This is a genomic window from Hyphomicrobium sp., from assembly GCF_047600905.1.
In the GTDB taxonomy this organism is placed as follows: Bacteria; Pseudomonadota; Alphaproteobacteria; order Rhizobiales; family Hyphomicrobiaceae; genus Hyphomicrobium_B.
The window spans coordinates 3742355-3761288 of the sequence record NZ_JASGKD010000001.1; the positions used below are offsets into that span (position 1 = coordinate 3742355).

General features: G+C 59.3%; 21 protein-coding genes. 5 read left to right on the forward strand and 16 right to left on the reverse strand.

What is annotated here, in order from left to right; genetic code table 11:
- Positions 1–111 precede the first annotated feature (111 nt).
- Positions 112–489 carry a 50S ribosomal protein L20 gene (rplT, locus tag QM780_RS17875; protein WP_013946005.1) on the reverse strand — a complete coding sequence of 126 codons (378 nt, stop codon included), beginning with the start codon at positions 487–489 and terminating at the stop codon, positions 112–114.
- 93 nt (positions 490–582) lie between these two features.
- Positions 583–783, reverse strand: coding sequence for a 50S ribosomal protein L35 (gene rpmI / locus QM780_RS17880; RefSeq protein ID WP_013214420.1), 201 nt, complete (start codon positions 781–783; stop codon positions 583–585).
- Between the two features lie 490 nt (positions 784–1273).
- Here rpmI and QM780_RS17885 point away from each other — a divergent pair, with 490 nt between their 5' ends.
- Positions 1274–1621 carry a hypothetical protein gene (locus tag QM780_RS17885; protein WP_415071781.1) on the forward strand — a complete coding sequence of 116 codons (348 nt, stop codon included), beginning with the start codon at positions 1274–1276 and terminating at the stop codon, positions 1619–1621.
- Here the strand turns inward: QM780_RS17885 and QM780_RS17890 are convergent.
- Positions 1618–2061 carry a GtrA family protein gene (locus QM780_RS17890; protein ID WP_415071782.1) on the reverse strand — a complete coding sequence of 148 codons (444 nt, stop codon included), beginning with the start codon at positions 2059–2061 and terminating at the stop codon, positions 1618–1620. The two genes, QM780_RS17885 and QM780_RS17890, sit on opposite strands and share 4 nt — an antisense overlap.
- A gap of 265 nt (positions 2062–2326) precedes the next feature.
- Between QM780_RS17890 and QM780_RS17895 the strand changes: the two genes are divergently transcribed.
- Both QM780_RS17895 and QM780_RS17900 read left to right on the forward strand, forming a co-directional pair.
- Complete coding sequence (locus QM780_RS17895) at positions 2327–2506, forward strand: hypothetical protein (RefSeq protein WP_415071783.1); 180 nt, start codon at positions 2327–2329, stop codon at positions 2504–2506.
- Positions 2507–2588: 82 nt separating this feature from the next.
- Positions 2589–2846 carry a hypothetical protein gene (locus QM780_RS17900; RefSeq protein ID WP_415071784.1) on the forward strand — a complete coding sequence of 86 codons (258 nt, stop codon included), beginning with the start codon at positions 2589–2591 and terminating at the stop codon, positions 2844–2846.
- Between the two features lie 459 nt (positions 2847–3305).
- Here QM780_RS17900 and QM780_RS17905 read toward each other — a convergent pair whose 3' ends face one another.
- The 3 genes from QM780_RS17905 to QM780_RS17915 form a co-directional block, all read right to left on the reverse strand.
- Positions 3306–3683 carry a Crp/Fnr family transcriptional regulator gene (locus QM780_RS17905; RefSeq protein ID WP_415071785.1) on the reverse strand — a complete coding sequence of 126 codons (378 nt, stop codon included), beginning with the start codon at positions 3681–3683 and terminating at the stop codon, positions 3306–3308.
- Between the two features lie 142 nt (positions 3684–3825).
- The gene (gene infC, locus QM780_RS17910; RefSeq protein ID WP_415071786.1) at positions 3826–4356 is read right to left on the reverse strand and encodes a translation initiation factor IF-3; all 531 of its coding nucleotides are present in this window, start codon (positions 4354–4356) and stop codon (positions 3826–3828) included.
- A 200-nt stretch (positions 4357–4556) separates the two neighbouring features.
- Entirely contained in the window at positions 4557–6527 is a 1971-nt protein-coding gene (locus tag QM780_RS17915) for a glycosyltransferase (protein ID WP_415071787.1), read from the reverse strand.
- Positions 6528–6562: 35 nt separating this feature from the next.
- Here QM780_RS17915 and QM780_RS17920 point away from each other — a divergent pair, with 35 nt between their 5' ends.
- Entirely contained in the window at positions 6563–7357 is a 795-nt protein-coding gene (locus QM780_RS17920; RefSeq protein WP_415071788.1) for an alpha/beta hydrolase, read from the forward strand.
- 3 nt (positions 7358–7360) lie between these two features.
- On the opposite strand, the gene QM780_RS17925 is transcribed toward QM780_RS17920, so the two are convergent.
- From QM780_RS17925 to QM780_RS17940, 4 genes are all read right to left on the reverse strand, one after another.
- Positions 7361–8248: a hypothetical protein gene (locus QM780_RS17925; protein ID WP_415071789.1), complete on the reverse strand. Its 888-nt coding sequence runs from the start codon at positions 8246–8248 to the stop codon at positions 7361–7363.
- A gap of 108 nt (positions 8249–8356) precedes the next feature.
- Positions 8357–9226: an SDR family oxidoreductase gene (locus tag QM780_RS17930; RefSeq protein ID WP_415071790.1), complete on the reverse strand. Its 870-nt coding sequence runs from the start codon at positions 9224–9226 to the stop codon at positions 8357–8359.
- Entirely contained in the window at positions 9223–10374 is a 1152-nt protein-coding gene (gene queG, locus QM780_RS17935) for a tRNA epoxyqueuosine(34) reductase QueG (RefSeq protein WP_415071791.1), read from the reverse strand. The genes QM780_RS17930 and queG overlap by 4 nt, the downstream gene beginning before the upstream one ends.
- 8 nt (positions 10375–10382) lie before the next feature.
- Positions 10383–11087, reverse strand: coding sequence for a glutathione S-transferase family protein (locus QM780_RS17940; RefSeq protein ID WP_415071792.1), 705 nt, complete (start codon positions 11085–11087; stop codon positions 10383–10385).
- A 139-nt stretch (positions 11088–11226) separates the two neighbouring features.
- On the opposite strand from QM780_RS17940, the gene QM780_RS17945 reads away from it, so the two are divergent.
- Positions 11227–12024: an undecaprenyl-diphosphate phosphatase gene (locus tag QM780_RS17945; protein WP_415071793.1), complete on the forward strand. Its 798-nt coding sequence runs from the start codon at positions 11227–11229 to the stop codon at positions 12022–12024.
- Positions 12025–12036: 12 nt separating this feature from the next.
- Here the strand turns inward: QM780_RS17945 and QM780_RS17950 are convergent, their stop codons facing one another.
- The 6 genes from QM780_RS17950 to QM780_RS17975 all read right to left on the reverse strand — a co-directional run bounded on the left by QM780_RS17950 (position 12037) and on the right by QM780_RS17975 (position 18598).
- A complete protein-coding gene (locus QM780_RS17950; RefSeq protein ID WP_415071794.1) occupies positions 12037–12501 on the reverse strand; it encodes a PTS sugar transporter subunit IIA in 465 nt (154 codons plus the stop codon).
- A 98-nt stretch (positions 12502–12599) separates the two neighbouring features.
- Positions 12600–13214 carry a ribosome hibernation-promoting factor, HPF/YfiA family gene (hpf, locus tag QM780_RS17955; protein ID WP_415071795.1) on the reverse strand — a complete coding sequence of 205 codons (615 nt, stop codon included), beginning with the start codon at positions 13212–13214 and terminating at the stop codon, positions 12600–12602.
- Between the two features lie 215 nt (positions 13215–13429).
- Entirely contained in the window at positions 13430–14965 is a 1536-nt protein-coding gene (gene rpoN / locus QM780_RS17960) for an RNA polymerase factor sigma-54 (protein WP_415071796.1), read from the reverse strand.
- Positions 14966–15009: 44 nt separating this feature from the next.
- Positions 15010–15876, reverse strand: a complete 867-nt coding sequence (lptB, locus tag QM780_RS17965; protein WP_415071797.1) for an LPS export ABC transporter ATP-binding protein — start codon at positions 15874–15876, stop codon at positions 15010–15012.
- 66 nt (positions 15877–15942) lie between these two features.
- Positions 15943–17886 carry an LPS export ABC transporter periplasmic protein LptC gene (lptC, locus tag QM780_RS17970; protein ID WP_415071798.1) on the reverse strand — a complete coding sequence of 648 codons (1944 nt, stop codon included), beginning with the start codon at positions 17884–17886 and terminating at the stop codon, positions 15943–15945.
- Between the two features lie 91 nt (positions 17887–17977).
- Positions 17978–18598, reverse strand: a complete 621-nt coding sequence (locus tag QM780_RS17975; RefSeq protein ID WP_415071799.1) for a ribonuclease D — start codon at positions 18596–18598, stop codon at positions 17978–17980.
- Between the last annotated feature and the right edge of the window lie 336 nt (positions 18599–18934).

The window sequence follows — 18934 nt, forward strand, 5'->3', positions numbered from 1 at the left end:
TTCGCTTGAACCTTCACCCCACCCCCGGCCCCTCCCCTGAGGGGAGGGGAGCAGGAGAAGCGAAGATCGGTCGCTTTGGTTGTGCGTTTAAGCTGCCTTCTTGGCGTAATCTCAGGCGGCCTTCGCGACCGGCGAAGAGGCTGCAGCAGCGGCCTTGTCGACGAGTGCTTTGAAGCCTGCGGGATCGTTGATGGCGATGTCCGACAGAACCTTGCGGTCGACCTCGATGCCGAGGTTCGAAAGGCCGTTGATAAATCGGCCGTAGGTCAGGCCATGCTCGCGGACGGCAGCGTTGATGCGCTGGATCCAGAGAGCGCGGAAGTTGCGCTTGCGACGTTTGCGGTCGCGGTAGGCGTACTGCTGCGACTTCTCAACCGCCTGCTTGGCGACACGGATCGTATTCTTGCGACGGCCGTAAAAGCCTTTCGCGGCCTTGATGACTTTCTTGTGCTTGGCGTGGGCGGTAACGCCACGTTTGACGCGGGCCATGGGATTGCTCCTAGAACTTCAAGATGGGGTGAGCTGAATTGTGCCGCCGCGAGGGCCGGCTCCCGGAGGGAGTTGCACGCGGCCAACCAAAACTCAGCGGCTGTAGGGCATGTACTTCTTGACGATCTTGGCGTCAGAGTCGTTCAGCACGCCCGTACCGCGGGCCTTCTGAATGAACTTCGCCGTGCGCTTGATCATGCCGTGACGCTTGCCGGCCTGGGCCGCAACAACCTTGCCCGTTCCGGTCATCTTGAAGCGCTTTTTTGCGCCGCTCTTGGTCTTCATCTTAGGCATTTTGCTTGTCCTAATTATCGCTCACGGGCCGTACCGGATGCTCGCGCTGACGCGCTTGCCTCCTGGCCCTCCGCGGGGGCGGCGCTCGCGCCGGGCCGCCTTGCGGCCTCGGACCTGAAGGTCCGAAGTGCGGAGGCGAGCTTGGAGGCGCTGCGTGCCTAGGTTCGTTTCGAACCGAAGTGCGATCACCGGAAGGCAATTGCACTCTCGGCCACATCTCTGCGACCGGACCTGCGAAGGGATGCTTTTTGCGGTTTCCGCTTGTTTTTCAAAAGCATAAGAACCGCCACGGCATGCCTCGCCGGGCGGCTCTGAGGGCGGTTTATACGGAAATGTCGGGCAGTCTGCAACACCTTCCGCAAATGTTGAGCTTTTAGCAACGACACCGCTGGCTTTCGTCGCGCCCCTGCGAAATTCCGTGTGCATACCACTGAACCAAGTACAAGGTTAATGCGTTGGGTAGGCGGCAAAACGCAAGGGGAGACGGGGCGTGCGGCAGATCATCGATCAAATCGTAAATTTGCTCCAGCAGGGCATCACCGCGATTTTCAAGTTCGTCGACTTGGTGTGGCAGTGGTCGTTCGGACAGATGTTCGCGATCTTTCAATCGAACTGGCAGGCGCTTCCGGTATGGAAGATTGCTGTGCTGGCGATCGTCGTCATTGCGATCATCTATGTGCTCTATCGCGGCTTCTTCCAGCTCTGGCATGCTGCCGAGCAGATCTTCAAGGCGTTCGTCGAACTGCTGATGGTGCTGGTCTCGGTACTTCCGTACGTGCTGCTTGCTGGACTGATCGCGGCAGCCGGCAGCTATGTCATCCAGCACGTCAACATCTAGATCTGGCGGCCGGTTGCCTCATTGAAATCCTGATCCGCTGTTGCGGCTCGCGCGTTCTTGCTGAAGACGACGCGCGAGCGAACCCAGTAGAGCGACACGAAGCAAACGAGGATCGAGATCACTTTGCCTTCGATCGGCAGCAAGTGCATCTCGTGCACGGTCAGCCATATGACGAAGGCGGTTATGGCCAGGCCCAGAACGGCGACGGCAACGAATTCCAGGAAGAGGCGATGTTCCGTCTTGTGCGACATGTCGTGACGAAAGACGAAATTCCTCGTCAGCCAAAAGTTCACGATCGTCGCGGTGGAATAGGCAATCACGCTTTGCACGATCGGCAGGCCGAAAATGTGCGTTAGGGTCAGGAAGATCGCGGTGTCAACGATCGTCGCGCTCAGATTTACGCTTGTGTACAGCAACGCGTGACGAACGTTAGGGTGCATTTCAAAAGCCTTCTTGCCGATGTGCCAGACGATGAAAAGACTGAAAACAGGTGCGAAATGTTTTTGCTGTCCCGAGGGAAACACCTAATTCCGCTCTGTGGATCATCGGCGATTGAAATTGTGATGCCTGAAATTCAAGAGTTCAAGATGAGCCGAGCGGTGATCGGGTGAGGCGATCCATCGCGTCACCGCAGTGACAGCGCGTTTCATTTAGAAGCCTCAAATGGGGTCGCGAAATCGACTAACAACCAATGAGGACCTCCTAATGGATCACATCGTTTCCGTCGCGCTCGATGCCGGCACCTTGAAGCAGCTCGACGATCTTCGCAGGGCGCATCCCAACGTTCCGAACCGTATGCAGATCATTCAACGCCTGATCTGGGATGCGCACGCAAAGATCATCAAGTCCGACGACCGGGGCTCGCTCGTCCAAAACGCCGGCTGACGACAGCCGAAGCGGAATTCATCAGCAAATTCGTGTTGCCGGAGATTGCGTCTGTTTCCGCGTCGTTGACTGGCGCGGAAGCGTGAAGCTGGCAAAGTACAATGGCTGGTTTTGTGTGGCTATTGTCGCGGGTGTGCTCATGAAACTCGATCCATTCGTTGTTGCCATTCTCCTTCTCGCCGCGTTGCCGACGGCTGCGATCAGCGTTCGCTCGGCCACCGGCTGGCGAGCCGGCGTGGTGTTCGCTGCTTTTTATCCGGCGCTGGTCGTGGTGGTCGGCGTCGTGATGATTGCAGCGTTCATTTCGCTCGCCGCGCTGGGTGTCGTCGACCTTGACTGAGGTATGACCAATTCTTGGGTGCGCTTTAGCGGCTGAATAACGCTAGATTTGAAAAATCGGCGATTTCCCAGTCCATTTTGGCGTGTTCAGTCGATATTCAGCCAATAAAATGGAAATTGTGCGGGCACGCTTAATTTCGCGTGCGCTGCGCTGCGAAAAATAACACGGAGTTGAACATGCGTCTTGCACCACTCTTGGCCGCATCCGTTGTTGCGGTCGGCATCACCGCGGCTGTATCAAGTTCACAAGCATCGCCGCTTCCTCCGCTCAAAGGACTGGAAACAACCAATCAGTCGATGGCGGAGCCCATCGCATGGCGCCGATATTGCTGGCGCTGGCGTAATATCTGCGCGAGCCGATGGGGCTGGGGCGGTCCTCGCTTCCGCCGTTGCATGTGGCGCCACGGTTGCTAAGCTTTTGAAGGAATGCGCCGGCGGCTCTGCATGGCCGCCGGTGATTTCAGCCAACCTGCTTGTTCATCCGTCGCAGGCGGGTTGCCAAAAGACCCATCACTTTCAAGGCAAATTGCGGATCCGCGCCAACGACGGCGATAAACGTCGGCTTGTCGATGACGACAACCTCGGTCGGCTCGGCAGCGATGGCGGCGGCGCTTCGCGGACCATCGTCGATCAGAGCCATCTCTCCGAAGACGCCGCCGCTGCGGACGTTTTCCAGAATGATGCCGTAGGTGATCAGGTCGACGCGGCCCGAGCGGACCATATACATGGCGTTGCCGGTGTCTTCTTCGAGAAAGACCTTTTCGCCCGGCCCGTATCGGCGATGTGGAGCGCCGACGCGGTCAAGGATCGAGAAATCGAACGGCTGTTCGTCGCTCATGCGGCGCCTCCGACATTCGGCGCAGAACCGTCATGAAGCTAAGTCCGTCCGTATGCATCCGCAAGATATACAGGAGGCCCCAGGCCGGGATCACTAAGGGCGGGGCCGATGTTCGCCCCGCCGCAATTAATCATTCGAGCGATTATTTCGGCGCCAGAACCATCACCATTTGCCGGCCTTCGAAACGCGGTTCGCTTTCGACCTTGGAGATGGCTTCGGTATCGGCCTTTACGCGCTGCAATACCGCCATCCCAAGCTGCGAGTGAGCCATTTCGCGGCCACGGAAGCGCAGCGTGATCTTGACCTTGTCGCCATCCTCGAAGAACCGTTTGATGGCGCGCATTTTTACGTCGTAGTCGTGATCATCGATGCCCGGTCGCATCTTGATCTCTTTCAACTCGACGATTTTCTGGTTCTTGCGGGCCTCGGCGGCCTTCTTCTGTTCCTGGAATTTAAATTTGCCAAAATCGAGGATCTTGCAAACGGGCGGCTCGGCGTCGGGCGAGATCTCGACGAGATCAAGTCCGGCGTCCTCGGCGCGGGCAAGGGCATCAAATTTTGAAATTACTCCGACGTTGTGTCCTTCCTCGTCGATGAGGCGGACTTCCCGGGCCCGAATTTGATCGTTGATGCGGGGCCCTGAGTTTTCCCGGCTCTGAGGCTCGGGGCGCATGGGTTTACGGATGGTGAGAGCTCCTCTAGCTGTTTCGGTTATTTATCTTCGTAAAAAAAAATCGCTCCGGCAAGGGCCAGAGTTCCGCGAATGCACAGAGTTCGTAAGCTGACGGAAAAAGTCAAGCGGAGATGAGCATTTGGCGCTGAGATGGCGGGTTTTACGCGAGATTGGGAAAAGGGCTCGGCCGTTGCCTGAAATCAGAGCAGACCGTTGGATGAATTCCGCTTGCCCCGCATTCGCAATATCCGCTGCCAGCGATAATAGGCCGTGATCCAAGCGAACCCCAGGCCAGTCCGTCCGCCGGTAAAATGTCCGCGGCCGACATAGTACTTGAGAAAATGCGAGGGAAGCTCCGTCAGGGTGCGGATCGTGAGTTCCAGTTCGGATTTCGGCTTTGAGTTCAGAGCGTTGTAAGTCGCGCGCTCATCACACTTGCGGGCTAGGTCGTCCAACGAGCGGATCGAATGGTGATAGATCGTGCCCTTCAGATGGCCGACCTGTTCATTCTTCGGATCAACCGAATCGAAAAGCGTTGAATCGGCGAACCGGACACGACGGCGATCGTACAGGCGAAGGCAATAGTGATCATTGGCGAGCAATCGCGGCTTCGTGTGGCCCGGGTACACGATCTTGATCGCCATGCCGTAGACCGATCGCGCGGGGGCGCCGTGCTCGAACGCCGCCTCGATGGATTGACGAAGCTCGGTCGTCACAACTTCGTCGGCATCGAGATTGAGCAGCCAGTCGTTGCGACACTGGTCCTCGCCGAAGCGCTTCTGTTGGCCGAAGCCGGGCCAGGCGTTGAAAATGACCCTGGCTCCCGCGGCCTCGGAGATGGCCTGAGTTCCGTCGGTGCTGCCGGAATCGATGACGATGATTTCATCGACCCAATCGCGGACCGAGGCGATCGTGGCCTCGATCCGATCGGCTTCGTTCAGGGCAATGATGAAACATGAGATGGGAAGCCGTTGTCGCGATGGTTTGCCGGCATTCGGCTCGGGCTTTGATCGAGCGGCCACGACACGCTCGTAAACAGCAAGGGTTTTGGTTGTCAGCTGATCGAGCGTGAAGCGGCGTCTCACCTGAGCCGATCCGCGCGCTCCCATCGCCTTGCGCTGGTCGGCAGGCCAGCTCAGCATTTTTTCGATTGCATCCACCACGGCTTTGGGATCGGCATATGGCACGCGCAATCCTGTTGCTTCATTGGCCGGAACGTCGGGTTCGGTCAGGGCGACTTCGCGGCCAGGTCCCGTGTCCGAGACGATAAGAGGAACGCCCATCGCCTGACCTTCAATGGCGACGCGCGGCAGGCCCTCCTGCTCGGAGATGTTCAAGGCGAGATCGCTGATGGCATAGGCGGCGGCAATGTCACGAACGTGCCCCGGAAAACGCAGTTGATGGCTGACGCCAAGACGTTCGGCCTGAGATTCAAGCTCGGCCTTGAAGGCGGGTTTCTCAATCTCGCCAGCGAGAACGCAAACGACGTCTGGTGCGCCGCGCTCTTTCAAAAGACCGAGGGCGGAAACGAGGTGATGCTGGGCTTTGCGCGGCGTGATCCGTCCGGCAAGCATCAAGACCGGTTTACTGCCATCGGCTCCAAGCAGCTTTCGGACTGCGTCCAATCTTTCGGTCGTGAGCTTCGCAGGATCGAAGACGTTTGAATCGAAGGCGCGGTGGATGACGGCGATGCGATCTTCGGGGGTGTGATAGCGCGTGCGTATCAGATGCGCCATATAGTCGGAGACCGCGATGACCGTATCGCTGCGCGCCATCACGCTGTTGTAGAAATTCTTGAGACGGCCTTTCTCGGAATATTCCGAATGATAGGTCGTCACGAAAGGAATGTTCGTGCGGTTAGCCGCATAAAGCGCGCTCCAAGCCGGAGCGCGGCTGCGCGCATGAATGATCGAAACGTTTTCGCGGCGGATGATGTCGGCGAGCTTGGAGCCGTTTTGGGCGAGCACAACCGGGTTCTTTGTTGCCAGCGGCAAAACGATGTGTTCTGCACCTGCTGCAAGAAGCTGATCGACAAGCGGACCGCCTTCCGACGCGACGAGAGCGCGGTGTCCGTTCTTGACGAGAGCTGCTGCCACCTGCAGGCATCCCAATTCGGCGCCTCCGGCTCGCATGCGAGGAATAACTTGCAGCACCGTCAGTGACTTGGTCATTTCAGCTCATCAATTCGGATTCGTTGGGATCAACGATGGACAGTTCCTATAAAATTCCAGGCTCTGAACCGCAAATGCTTCGTGTCGGTAGCGGCGCCGAGGCGCGGGAAATCGCCTATATTTCGCATTCGGCGGGCTCGCCCAGTTTATTCTGGCTGTCGGGCTTCATGTCGGATATGGGCTCGACGAAGGCGACGGCGATCGCCCAGTGGTCGAGCGAGCGTGGCCTGTCATCGACACGATTCGACTATTCCGGTCATGGCCGATCCTCTGGAACAATGGAAGACGGTTCGATCGGGCGATGGCTTGAAGAGGCAGAGGATGCCTTTACGAAGCTGACGACGGGGCCGCAGATCATCATCGGCTCGAGTATGGGTGGATATATCGCGCTTCTGCTTTTGCGCGCGTTTCTTCGGGATCGGCCGGCCGAAGCAGAGCGCATCAAGGCGCTGTTGCTGATTGCTCCCGCTTGGGACATGACGGAAGAACTGATGTGGAAGCGTTTTTCCGACGAGACGCGGCAGGCGATCATGCATGAGGGATTCTTCCTGCAGCCGTCGGCTTATGCCGCGCCTTATACAATCACACGCAAGCTCATCGTAGACGGGCGAAAGCATCTGCTTGCACGACAGCCGTTCAATCCGGGCGGACCGGTCGTTATCCTGCAAGGACTTCAAGACCCCGACGTGCCTGCGTCGCATACGAAAGAACTGAAGGCGTTTCTGTTGGGCGACAAGGTCAAGCTGATCGAGATTCCCGACGGCGAGCATCGCCTGTCGCGGCCGCAGGATCTCGATTTACTCTTCAGCGAGCTTGGCAAGCTTGTTTGAGCGCTATTTGTCGTTTGCGGATGTGGTGTCCGTTTCGGGCGGAGGCAATCCTTCAGCCACGGCGTTCTCAAGACTTGCCGCGCCAGCCGCAGCGGCAGTGGCTTCCGGCACGATCCAGATTCGGAAGTTCTGTGTCGCTACCCCGTTATTGCAAAGCAAGGCGTTGCCTTCGGTGCGGCAGCTCTTGTCGGGCCCGACGGTGTAGGCACCGACCGAGGCGCCCCCGCCCTCACCGACTTCGATGACGTCGATGCGCGACGCCGGATCGATCGTCACGTTGCGATAGACGCAGCCCGATTTTCCGGCGCAGGATTCGCCCGTTTGATCGTCAGTGCTCTCCAGCGCAACAGCTTGGTTGCGAGGCATTTGGCGCGACGGGGATGTCATTCCGCTCGAAAGCCAGCAGTTGTTATCGATGCAGATGATGGGATCCGGCTTAATGTCGAGGCCGGTCCCATAAGGATCGAGCACCAGCAGCACCGTGGCGGAAGTCGGCGTCAGACTCGGCGCTTCAGCCACAATGCGGGGCGGCTCGGGAACGGGTTTCGGCGGTAGGGCAGCGAGCTTCGGTGCAGGTGCCGGTGCGGGAGGCGCAACGATTGCGGCTGGAACGGCCGGGACCGCCGTTGGCGCAGCAGAGGAGGGCTTCGGAGTGTCGCGGGCCTCCTGCTGCTGGCGCTCGAATTCTTCGATGCGCGCCTGCTGGAGCATGTCCTCTTCGTATTCCGAGCCGGGTTTGTCGAAGGTGCGTTGTGGCGATTTCGGCTGCTCTTCGCTGGCTTCGGAGAATTTCTGCGCGATCGCCTGTGCGGGATCAACCGTCTCTGCATGCGCCGTGAGTGCGCAGACAGATGTTGCTGCGATTGCGACAAGGAGCGCTGTGATCTTCATGGGCGTCTCGCCGTTCCGTGCATCGCGCCGTCCGCGCCGGGTACGGGAGGACCATTATTCTCCATTCTGGCGGAATGGCGGAGAACGTGTGACGATCCGCAAAAATCCTCACGAAGTAAGCGCGGCGATGGCTCGCAGGCCTTCAAAGTAAGTCGGATAGGCAAGCTGAACACCGAGTTCAGATTTCATGCGCGCGTTCGAGACCTTCTTGTTCTCGATATAAAAACTGCGCGTCGCGGGAGAGAGCGCTTCGTCGCTCGGATCGGTCGCGGGCGGGCAGGCTACGCCGAGCAACTCGGCACCATATTCGATGACGTCTTGCGGCGGCGCAGGCAGATCGTCGGTGATGTTGAAGATGTGGGTGCCGGCAGCAAGATGCATGCTGGCTTCAACGGCGGTCGCGATGTCGGCGACGTGGATTCGGTTGGTGAATTGGCCGGGTTTGAAAATTCGGCGGGCGGTGCCGGCCCTCAGTTGGTCGATGGCGCTGCGGCCGGGCCCATAGATTCCGGGCAGGCGATAAATGATTAGCGATTTATCGCTCTTTTTTGCGAGATCTTCCCAGCCAAGCTCGGCTTTGAGCCGGCGCTGGCCGCGAATGGTTCCTGGATTGGGCTCCGTCGTCTCATCGACCCAATCGCCGTTAGCATCACCGTAGACGCCGACAGTTGAAAAATAGCCGATCCACCGGATCGACGAGCTCGCAGCGATCGCTTCGCCAAACTGGCGCAGCGCCGGATCGCCCTCGTCATCGGGGGGAATTGAAAGCAGGATGTGGGTCGCGGATTTGAGCGCGTCGGCGATGCCAGCGGGCGCCGCGGTTCCATCAAAGAGAAACGGCGCAAAGCCCTGAGCCTCGAGCGCGGACATTTTGTCGGCGTGCGAGGTGGTGCCCGAGATCGTCCAGCCTTGCTTGAGAAGACGGCGGGAAAGCTCGGCTGCGCAGTATCCCAGTCCGAAACAAAAAAGGTGGCTCATGCCGCTTCACCTTCCATCGGCATGATCCATTCTGCGGCGACTTCAGGATCGTGTTCCAGATTTTGATAGCGGCGCTGCAGTGCTGCAAGTTCGGGCGCTTCGACCAAACGTCGAGACGCCCATATCGCCATGGCGCGAACGAGGGGCGAGGCATCTTGCATCAGCGGCTCGATGTGGCGGAGCAGTGCGCGATCACCCGAGTTGCCGGACGCAATGAGGGCGTTGCGCACCATGCGATCGCGGCCGGTGCGTTTGATCGGGGTGCCCGCAAAGCGCAAGCGGAAAGCGGCATCGTCGAGGGCGAGTAGTTCGGCGAGCGGCGGACTGTCGGTTTCGGGGCGAGCCGCGTATTTGATCTCGGTCGCGGCGCCGGCGAATTTGTTCCATGGGCAAACGGCGGCGCAATCGTCGCAACCGAAGACGCGATTGCCGATCGGCACGCGGAACTCGGGTGCGATATGGCCTTTGTGCTCGATGGTGAGGTAGGCGATGCAGCGCCGCGCATCGAGCTGGTAGGGCGCAGGAAAAGCCTTCGTCGGGCATATATCGAGGCATCGGCGGCACGAGCCACAGTGGTCGGATGTCGCTTCGTCGGGTTCCAGTTCCGCCGTCGTCAGCATGGCGCCGAGGAAAAGCCAATTGCCATGCTCGCGCGAGACGAGGACCGTGTGTTTTCCTTGCCAGCCGAGGCCCGCTTTCGCAGCGAGCGGCTTTTCCATCAACGGCGCGGTGTCGACGAAGACCTTAACGTCAGCTCCCGATCTTTCGGCGAAGGTGCGCGCGATCTGTTTGATGCGCTTTTTGAGGACGTCATGGTAGTCGCGGCCTTTGGCGTAGACCGAGATCGCTGCGTTCGAACGTTGCTTCAGCGCGTTCAGCGGATCGGTTGGGGGAGCATAGGATTGACCGAAAACGACGGCGCTTCGCGCCTCGGGCCACAGGCGCAACGGATCGCTACGCCGATCGGCGTGCGTTTCCATCCAATCCATGTCGCCGTGGCGCTTCTCGTTCAGGAAGTGCGCGAGCCGATCGGGAAGGTTGACGTCCTCGGCAAGGCGAACGATACCGACGGCGTCAAGGCCAAGCTTGACGGCTTCGGTGCGGAGCATGCTTGTGAGTTCGGAACGCGCGGTCAGGGTTTCGGACATACCGCCATTTAAAAATCGAGATCCGAATAGGCAAGTGGTGGCACCGTTCCAGGCACCCGATCGCCCAGAAGCGCGCGGAAGGCGGGGCGGGATTTCATGCGCTGATACCAGGCTTTGACCGCCGGATATTCGGTCCAGGGAATTTCGCCGAGGTAATCGCAGGTCGAGATGTGGGCGGCGGCGGCGAGATCGGCAAAGCTCAGATCGTCGCCAGCAAGCCAGCGACGGGTATCGGCGAGGTAACCGGTGTAGGAGAGGTGGTATTTCAGGTTGGCGCGGACGGCCCTGAGAACGCCGGGGTCGGGCGCGATCGGCCCGGATGGGCGCATCGAGTTATAGACCTTCTCGATCAGCAGCTCGCGGGTGACCTCGCGGTCGAATTTACCATGATACCAGTCGATCAGGCGGCGGACCTCCGCGCGGTCTTCGTGCGTACCCGGGATCAGCACCGGTGGGGCGGACGCGGAGCCGTTGGCGCCGAAGTAGGGATCCTCGGCAATGAATTCGGAGATCGAATAGGCGCCGCAGAGCATCAAGCCGTTATCGAATTCTAGGACCGGCATCTCGCCCGAGGGGTTCTTGGCAAGGAAGCTCTGCCGCCATTCCCATGGCAGTTCTTCGAGCAACTCGGCTTCGATGCGATACTCGGCGAGCACCAGCCGTATCGACCGGGAGCGTGGGCAGAGGCGGTATTGCGTAAGGCGCAGAGGCATAGCGTTCCTGTGGTGGCGGCGAGGGCACTATACACTTCGTCTCGTCGATTCCGTGGCAACTCGGCTAAACGACCGCTTTGGCGCATCGGGATTTTCTGCTAACCCTCGCCCGCTTTGAAGTCCCCGGGGGAAAGAGCGGATGGAAACTTGGCAAGTCGTATTGCTCGGACTGATCGAGGGTTTGACGGAATACCTGCCGGTTTCTTCGACAGCCCATCTGCTTCTGACTGAAAAGCTTCTTGGCGTCTCATCGACGGGGCGGACGTTCGAGGTTTTGATTCAGCTTGGAGCGATTCTTGCGCTGCTGACGGTTTATTCCGGAAAACTTTGGCGACTGGCGGTTGATTTCCCGCACGATGCGCGCACGCGCCGTTTCGTCTTTGCCGTCCTGATTGCGTTTCTGCCTGCCGTCGTCATTGGCGCGGGAGCGCACAAGTTCATCAAGGACTATCTCTTCGAATCGCCCCTGATCATCTGCGCCTCGCTCATTATCGGCGGTGTTATTTTGCTGTTGGTGGACCGGATGCGCTATCAGCCGCTCTACGCCGACGTCATGAATATCCCGCCGTTGAAGGCGTTGATCATCGGCTTTGCGCAATGTCTCGCGATGATTCCGGGCGTTTCGCGGTCAGGCTCAACCATTGTCAGCGCCATGTTGCTCGGCGCCGACAAGCGCACGGCCGCTGAATTCTCGTTCTTTCTCGCGATGCCGACGATGACGGGCGCCTTTGCATACGACCTCTATAAAAACTGGTCGATCCTGACGCCCGATGACGTCAGCCATATCGTGCTGGGATTTATCGCGGCCTTCATTACCGGCGCGATCGTCGTGCGCTACATGCTCGACTTCATTTCCCGACGTGGACTGGCCTTCTTCGGCTGGTGGCGCCTTCTGGTTGGCGGGATAGGCCTAGGGGCGCTTCTGGTCCTGCATTGACGGGTCGCGCGATCAGGCGGCGTGAGACGTCAAGGGTTTCATCAGCACGCCGCGCAGCGTTTCGGCGTCCTTTGCGCTGCGCAAGCCGTCGAGGGTTGCGGAGTCGCGAACGAGGCGCGAAATGCGCGCCAGAGCCTTCAAATGATCGGCTCCGGCGCCTTCGGGCGCGAGCAGGAAAAAGAGAAGATCCACGGGCTCGCCGTCGTGACTTTCAAACGGGATCGGGTGGCTCAGCCGGGCGAAGACGCACGTGATCGCTTTCACCGCCGGCAGCTTCACATGAGGAATTGCGATGCCACGGCCGAGGCTCGTCGAACTCAGCCGTTCCCGCTGCAGGAGAGCGGCGTAGATGTCTGCGGCGCTAGCGCCGGTCAGGGCCTCAGCCTTGCTGGCGAGCGCCTGAAGCGCCTGCTTCTTGTCACTGGCTTCGAGACGCGGAATGATCGCGCCGTCAGCAAGCATATCTTCAATATTCATCCCAGTCCCATCCACGATGAAATGGCCGTCATTGCTGTCCGCCGCGCCAAATGCCGGGCGGTGTCTACAGCACTGTCATGCAAGAGTTAAGCCTACTCTCAATCCGCATGCTTCGGCGCGGCTGCGCCGTTCGGTTTTGCCCCCAAAGGCAGATCGGCGTCGATCCACCCGATGTGCCCATCATTTCGCCGATAGACGACATTCAGTCCTCCATGCGCGGCGTTCTTGAAGATCATGAAGGACGCTTCCGACAAGTCGAGCTGCAAGACGGCTTCACTGACCGTCAGATTGCTTATATTTCGCTGTCCTTCCGCGATAATAAGGGGATTCGCCCCGTTCTGCTCGGGCTCATCGTCGTCGTGCAGACTGACGACGTAATCGCGGGCTTCGATATCGACCTTGCGCCGGGCGGCGGCGCCTGAATGGTTCTTGATCCGGCCCTTATAGCGCCGGACGCGCGTTTCGAGCCGATGGGCGGCGGAATCGACGCTGCCATAGGCATCGGCGCCCTCCCCGTGGGCTTCGAGCAGTAACCCATTGGTCAGGCGCACCGAACAGGTCGTCTTGAAGACCTCGCGCTCGCGTTCCAGGCGGATGTGCCCATCCACTTCGCGCGCGAGATATTTCTGCAAAACCGAGCGAATCTTTTCGCCCGCGTAGCTCTGGAAAGCGTCGCCAACTTCTACGTTCTTACCGGTGATCTGGATGGTCATGGAGATGCCTGTTCTGCACTGCCGAGGCGCGTCCCGGGGGACCGGGGGAGGTTACGAGCCACCTTTCGTGACGCCCATGGGGAAAGTGTGACCGCCACTTTGCCCGGGCGTATTGAGCAAGCGATAGGACGCGCGGCCGCCCCTGTCAAATCACGCTTAGGAAATTGAATGTAATCAAAAAATATAGGGTGTTCATTTGGTTAGCGGCCAAAAATTCACGCCATGCCACCCAAACGTTCCACCAATCTCTTATCGCGGCGGCGCTGCACGGACGAGGGGATGCGCATCGCCTCGCGGTATTTGGCGACGGTTCGGCGGGCGATATCGATGCCCTCGTTTTTCAGTCGGTCGACCAACTGATCGTCCGAGAGGACATCCTCGGCGCTTTCCGCGTCGATCAGCTGCCGGATGCGGTGGCGGACGGCTTCCGAGGAATGAGCCTCGCCGTCGGCCGCCGAGGCTATTGCCGAGGTGAAGAAGTATTTGAGTTCGAAAATGCCCCGCGGCGTGGCGATGTACTTGTTGGACGTCACGCGAGAAACGGTCGATTCATGCATCGAAATGGCTTCAGCGATCACTTTGAGGTTGAGTGGCCTCAAGTGCTGAACGCCGTACATAAAGAAGCTGTCTTGCTGGCGGACGATCTGCTCGGCGACCTTCAGGATCGTGCGCGCGCGCTGATCGAGGCTTTTGACCAGCCAGTTGGCAGTCTGCAGGCAATCGAAGAGATAGCCCTTGTCCTTCTCTGAGGTCGCCGTGCGCGCGACGCGCGTGTAGTAGGTGCGGTTGACGAGAACCCGCGGCAGAGTGTCACTGTTCAGTTCGACATGCCAGCCGCCGTCGGATGCGGCGCGGACGATGACATCTGGAACGATCGGCTGGACCTGCACCGAGCCGAACTTCAGGCCCGGCTTGGGATTGAGGCGCTTGATCTCGCGGATCATGTCGGCGAGCTCGTCCATGTCGACACCGATCGCCTTTTTGAGGCCTGCGAGATTGCGGCTGGCGAGCAAATCGAGATGGGCGAGAAGGGCTGCCATCAGCGGATCGTAGCGATTTTGATCCTTAAGCTGGAGGGCCAAGCATTCGGCAAGCGAACGAGCAAATATTCCTGGGGGATCGAACGTCTGGAGCTTGGTCAGAACGCTTTCGATAAGTTCAAGCGGTGCACCCAGACGATCGGAAAGCCCTTCTAGATTGGGCGGTATGTAGCCAGCTTCATCGACCAGGTCGACGAGATATTGGCCGATGATCCGTTCGACCGGATCGGTTATCGTCATCGGCAGCTGCGCGCTTAGATGTTCGCGTAGGGAGACCTGATTGGCGACGAATTCTTCGAGGTCGCTTTCGCCGTCGCTACCGCTGTGCATCCGTTGGGTGACGTTGGCCCAACTGAGGCCGGAAGGCGCGTTGGCCACTGAATTTGGCTCGCCCGTTCCGGGCTCTTGAAACACATTGCCGAAGTCGACGTCGAGACCGCCGGTATGGTCTTGGACCGGTTTCCTCAGGTCGAGCCAGCCGTCGTCCGGCTCGGTGTTTCGCTCGTCGGGACGATCATTAAGAGATTCTTCCGCTGGCTTTGCGCCGGGAGCTTCCTCGCGTTCCAGAAGCGGGTTGCGCTCCAGTTCGGAATCGACAAATTCGGTCAGTTCGAGATTGGAGAGCTGAAGCAGGCGGATCGCCTGTTGCAGCTGTGGCGTCATGACCAGCTGCTGGCCTTGTCTCAGCTCTAATTTCGCTGAAATCGCCACGCTACTTCGCTGCTCCGTTACTGGACATACGGAGCAATCTATACTCAGCCGGTGTTAACGAACATATCGCCCAGGTAAACACGTCGCACATCTTCATTCGATATGATTTCAGAAGGCTTGCCCTGTGTCAGAACCTGACCGTCGTAAATAATGTAGGCGCGGTCGATGAGGCTCAAGGTTTCACGCACGTTATGGTCTGTGATCAACACACCAATACCGCGTTCGGTCAAGTGGCGAACCAATTGCTGAATGTCTCCAACGGCGATGGGGTCGATGCCGGCAAACGGTTCGTCCAGCAACATGAATGAGGGCCGCGAGGCCAGGGCACGGGCAATTTCGCAACGTCTGCGCTCGCCGCCCGAAAGCGCCATCGCCGCCGACTTTCTGAGCCGAGTGATGGAAAATTCCTCTAGCAGGCTGTCGAGCTGTTCTTTGCGCGCCTTGCGGTTGGGCTCGATGAGCTCGAGGATCGACATGATGTTCTGCTCGACCGTCAGGCCGCGAAAAATCGAGGCTTCCTGCGGGAGATAGCCGACGCCCAAGCGCGCGCGCTGATACATCGGAAGCTTGGTCACGTCTTCACCGTCGATGGTGATGCGACCCTCGTCGGCGGCGACGAGGCCGGTGATCATGTAGAAAACTGTCGTCTTGCCGGCTCCGTTGGGCCCGAGGAGGCCGACGGATTCACCGCGCCCAACCGCAAGGTTGACGCCCTTGACGACCATTCGCTTGCGATAGGATTTCTTGACGTCGTAGGCGGTCAGCCAGCCATCGGCGCCGACGGCATGAGGGTCTTCGTCAGGCGCAGCGTGTGGCTGCGTGGGGGCGTGGCCGCTGCCGTTGGCGTAGCCGGTCCGTGCGCTCGGCGTCTTGCCGTTCGATTTCAGGCGGAGTGGTAGAGCCCTAAACACCAAATACCTCGCCGTTCCTCGGCATGGTCCGTAACTGCCCGAACTGTGTCCAACTCTGCGGCGGGGTCAAGGCGACGAACGGACCTGCCAGCCGTCGGCCTGAATTTTCGATTTCCGTAGCTGACCCGGATAGAATACCGCGCTCGGCCGTTCGGCCTTGAAGACCTCGCCGCCGCCACTGCCATCGCTGCTGCTGACGACCGCTCCGCTGCTTGTCGCCGTCGGCTCGGTTTTGATCGTGGCTTCGCCCGTGTTCATGTCGATGACGAGCTTGGTGCCATGGACGACATTCTTGCCCTGCGTCAGCACGACGGCGCCACCCATCGTCGTCGTGTTTTTCTTGACGTCGACTTCGGCCCAGTCGCCGGTGGCGGTCTGACCATCCTTGGCGGTGACGACGACTTTCTTTCGGGCTGTGAGGTGTGTCAGCGATGCAGCGCTTCCAGGAGCCTTGTCGCCGTCCGTCGTACCCAAGCCGGCGCTGCCGGTATAGAAGGCCGTCAGCTCCTGAGATCGCATCGTCATCGCGCCCTGCTGTGCAGAGACGTTGCCGGTGAAAATTGCCGTCTTCGCCTTGTCGTCGACATCGAGCTTGTCGGAGACGACATCGTATGGCGAATTGGGATCGGTCTTGAAGGCTGCACCGAACGATATGCCATCGCTGCTGTCGTCGTCCGTCGATTGGGCCGCGCCTGCTTTCGAAGACGGTTTGACGAAGTGCGCCGTTATCCGGCCTGGCGATCCGCTTCCCATTATGTTTGCGGGCGCGGCGAGTTGCATTTTCTGTGTCGCGCGATTGTAGACGAGGCGGCGACCTTTCAGAACGTTGGCGCCCTGCGTTACGACTACGGGGCCGGTAAGCACCATCGTTTGGGCGGCCTGATCGTAATCGACGCGGTCGCCTACAGCACGGCGATCGTCGCCTTGCGAGAGCACGACGTCGCCCTCGAGAACAGCGGTGTTGGCAGTGGTATTGAATGTGGCCTGATCGCTTGTTGCCGTTTCGCCGTTCGGCTGCTTCAGAACGATTGAGTCTCTCGCAACGATGAGCTTTATCTTAGTTCCAGACGGATCCGCCGGTGCCGCCGATTTATCTTGATCGCTGCCTTTGCCCGCCGGCGCGACCGAGCCTTCGTAGGTGACGGTCATTTCGGGCGACGTCATCGTTGCGTTGTCTTGCGTTGCGACGACGCCGCCGGTGTAGATCGCTGTCTTTTTGACGTCATCGATGTCGAGACGGTTTGCGGCGACATCGACGGGCTGGCCCGGCTTGCCGAACGGGAGCGTATTGCTGTCGGTCTGGTCTTTCGTCGCCGCTGCGCTTTCTTTCGGCTGCATGTGCGTCCGGACGTTATCGAGGAACGTGTATTCCTTCGTCTTCTGCCGGATCGTCAACTGATTGGATGTGATCTTCCCGGCACCCATCGTGATGATCGAGGGCTGGTCGGAAGTGATGATGTTTTCTTTGGTTTGAATCTTCGCGCGCGTGAGTTTGGCGTTAAGGCCGCCGTCTCCCGTGACGTTGATTGAATCGTAGAGATCGAGAACGTTCGATTTGTTATCGAAGATTCCGCGTGCCGCCGTGAGATAGGTTTTCTGTTTTTTCGCATCCGTCAGCTCACCGGTGATGGTGTCCAGATGCACGGCCGTCAGCGTCTTGAGATCCTGCTGCGCCGTCTCGGCTTTGACCCAATAATGGCCGCCATCCGAATTGAAGCCCTGGTAATGCGGATTGTGCATCTTCAGATTGTCGGCGACGATCTTGGGGACCTCGAGAGGCGGGAGCGTCGGTCCGATGCCGGCATTCTCAAGAACGTTGAAGGCAGCGAGCGCTGCCGTCGCGACGCCGAGAAGAGGCAGCGCGAACCGCAGCAGCCGAACGCGGCGGGAATGCCGGTGGGCATCCAGACGGCTTTGGCTCCGGTCGCCAGCGATGACGATGCTGTTGCCGGATGCGCGCCCGCGACCCTGCGTCGTGCCCGAAGTTGCCGCGGCAGCCATACTGGCCATGCTGTTGCCCCACCCCCTTTTGATCCGTCAATCTCGCCTGCAATTGGGGAGACTTTGGGACCTCCCGGCCATTGGCCGTGTCCATTGGGCCTCAGTGGGCGAATATGTCGTCATCCTCAAACCCGGCGAGGTCCAGCCGGGCGCGCGTCGGCAGAAATCCGAATGCAGAACGAGCGAAGTCGGCGCGGCCTTCGCGGGCGAGCATCACATCGAGTTTGGCTTTCAGCGCATGAAGGTGCAGGACGTCGTTTGCGGCATACGCCATCTGGCTTTCGGACAATTCGGCCGCACCCCAATCGCTGCTCTGCTGCTGTTTTGAGATTTCAACGCCGAGAAGTTCGCCGACGAGATCTTTCAGGCCGTGACGATCCGTGTAGGTGCGGGCCAACTTCGATGCGATCTTGGTGCAATAGAGCGGCGCGGTTTCGACGCCGAGGTACTGTTTCAGGACGGCAATATCGAATTGGGCGAAATGAAAGATCTTTAGGATCGCGGGGTCGGCGAGGAGGGCTTTCAGCCGCGGCGCTTCATAGTCTTTGCCGTTGAATTTGACGAGATGGGCGCTGCCGTCACCGTTCGAAAGCTGCACGAGACAGAGGCGATCGCGGTGCGGATTGAGTCCAAGCGTTTCGGTATCGATTGCGACGCCGTTGGGAAACGCCAGTCCAGCTGGCAAATCGCCGTGGTGAATTTTTATGCTGGGTGCGGCCATGATGTCTTTCATCGATTCGCCTGCTCTCGCGGAGAGCATTATCGCGGCGTTCCATCACGCTGGAGGGCGTCGTCGTCGGAGGCTAAACGTTTGATCTTGTTATTGCTTGCGGACTCTACGCGGCGTCAGTCTGTAGCATCGAGCTGCCGCGAATAGCAAGCTCGGCGATGCAAACGATCACAAGGATATCAACGATTGACCGTCGAATGCGGTCAGATTGCGTTGGTTATGCGAGTGAACTTGCGGTATGGTTCGACCATCATCGGCTAGCATTATGGGCGCTGATGGCTGAGAGATGTCGTGTGCTCCCGCCTGATTCAGAGCGAGTGAGCAGAC

What these genes read in the sequence shown, in the direction of transcription:
- rplT (WP_013946005.1), bottom strand. Translation starts at nt 489, where the DNA reads ATGGCCCGCGTCAAACGTGGCGTTACCGCCCACGCCAAGCACAAGAAA.
- rpmI (WP_013214420.1), bottom strand. Translation starts at nt 783, where the DNA reads ATGCCTAAGATGAAGACCAAGAGCGGCGCAAAAAAGCGCTTCAAGATG.
- QM780_RS17890 (WP_415071782.1), bottom strand. Translation starts at nt 2,061, where the DNA reads ATGCACCCTAACGTTCGTCACGCGTTGCTGTACACAAGCGTAAATCTG.
- QM780_RS17895 (WP_415071783.1), top strand. Translation starts at nt 2,327, where the DNA reads ATGGATCACATCGTTTCCGTCGCGCTCGATGCCGGCACCTTGAAGCAG.
- QM780_RS17905 (WP_415071785.1), bottom strand. Translation starts at nt 3,683, where the DNA reads ATGAGCGACGAACAGCCGTTCGATTTCTCGATCCTTGACCGCGTCGGC.
- infC (WP_415071786.1), bottom strand. Translation starts at nt 4,356, where the DNA reads ATGCGCCCCGAGCCTCAGAGCCGGGAAAACTCAGGGCCCCGCATCAAC.
- QM780_RS17915 (WP_415071787.1), bottom strand. Translation starts at nt 6,527, where the DNA reads ATGACCAAGTCACTGACGGTGCTGCAAGTTATTCCTCGCATGCGAGCC.
- QM780_RS17920 (WP_415071788.1), top strand. Translation starts at nt 6,563, where the DNA reads ATGGACAGTTCCTATAAAATTCCAGGCTCTGAACCGCAAATGCTTCGT.
- QM780_RS17925 (WP_415071789.1), bottom strand. Translation starts at nt 8,248, where the DNA reads ATGAAGATCACAGCGCTCCTTGTCGCAATCGCAGCAACATCTGTCTGC.
- QM780_RS17930 (WP_415071790.1), bottom strand. Translation starts at nt 9,226, where the DNA reads ATGAGCCACCTTTTTTGTTTCGGACTGGGATACTGCGCAGCCGAGCTT.
- queG (WP_415071791.1), bottom strand. Translation starts at nt 10,374, where the DNA reads ATGTCCGAAACCCTGACCGCGCGTTCCGAACTCACAAGCATGCTCCGC.
- QM780_RS17940 (WP_415071792.1), bottom strand. Translation starts at nt 11,087, where the DNA reads ATGCCTCTGCGCCTTACGCAATACCGCCTCTGCCCACGCTCCCGGTCG.
- QM780_RS17945 (WP_415071793.1), top strand. Translation starts at nt 11,227, where the DNA reads ATGGAAACTTGGCAAGTCGTATTGCTCGGACTGATCGAGGGTTTGACG.
- QM780_RS17950 (WP_415071794.1), bottom strand. Translation starts at nt 12,501, where the DNA reads ATGAATATTGAAGATATGCTTGCTGACGGCGCGATCATTCCGCGTCTC.
- hpf (WP_415071795.1), bottom strand. Translation starts at nt 13,214, where the DNA reads ATGACCATCCAGATCACCGGTAAGAACGTAGAAGTTGGCGACGCTTTC.
- lptC (WP_415071798.1), bottom strand. Translation starts at nt 17,886, where the DNA reads ATGGCCAGTATGGCTGCCGCGGCAACTTCGGGCACGACGCAGGGTCGC.
- QM780_RS17975 (WP_415071799.1), bottom strand. Translation starts at nt 18,598, where the DNA reads ATGGCCGCACCCAGCATAAAAATTCACCACGGCGATTTGCCAGCTGGA.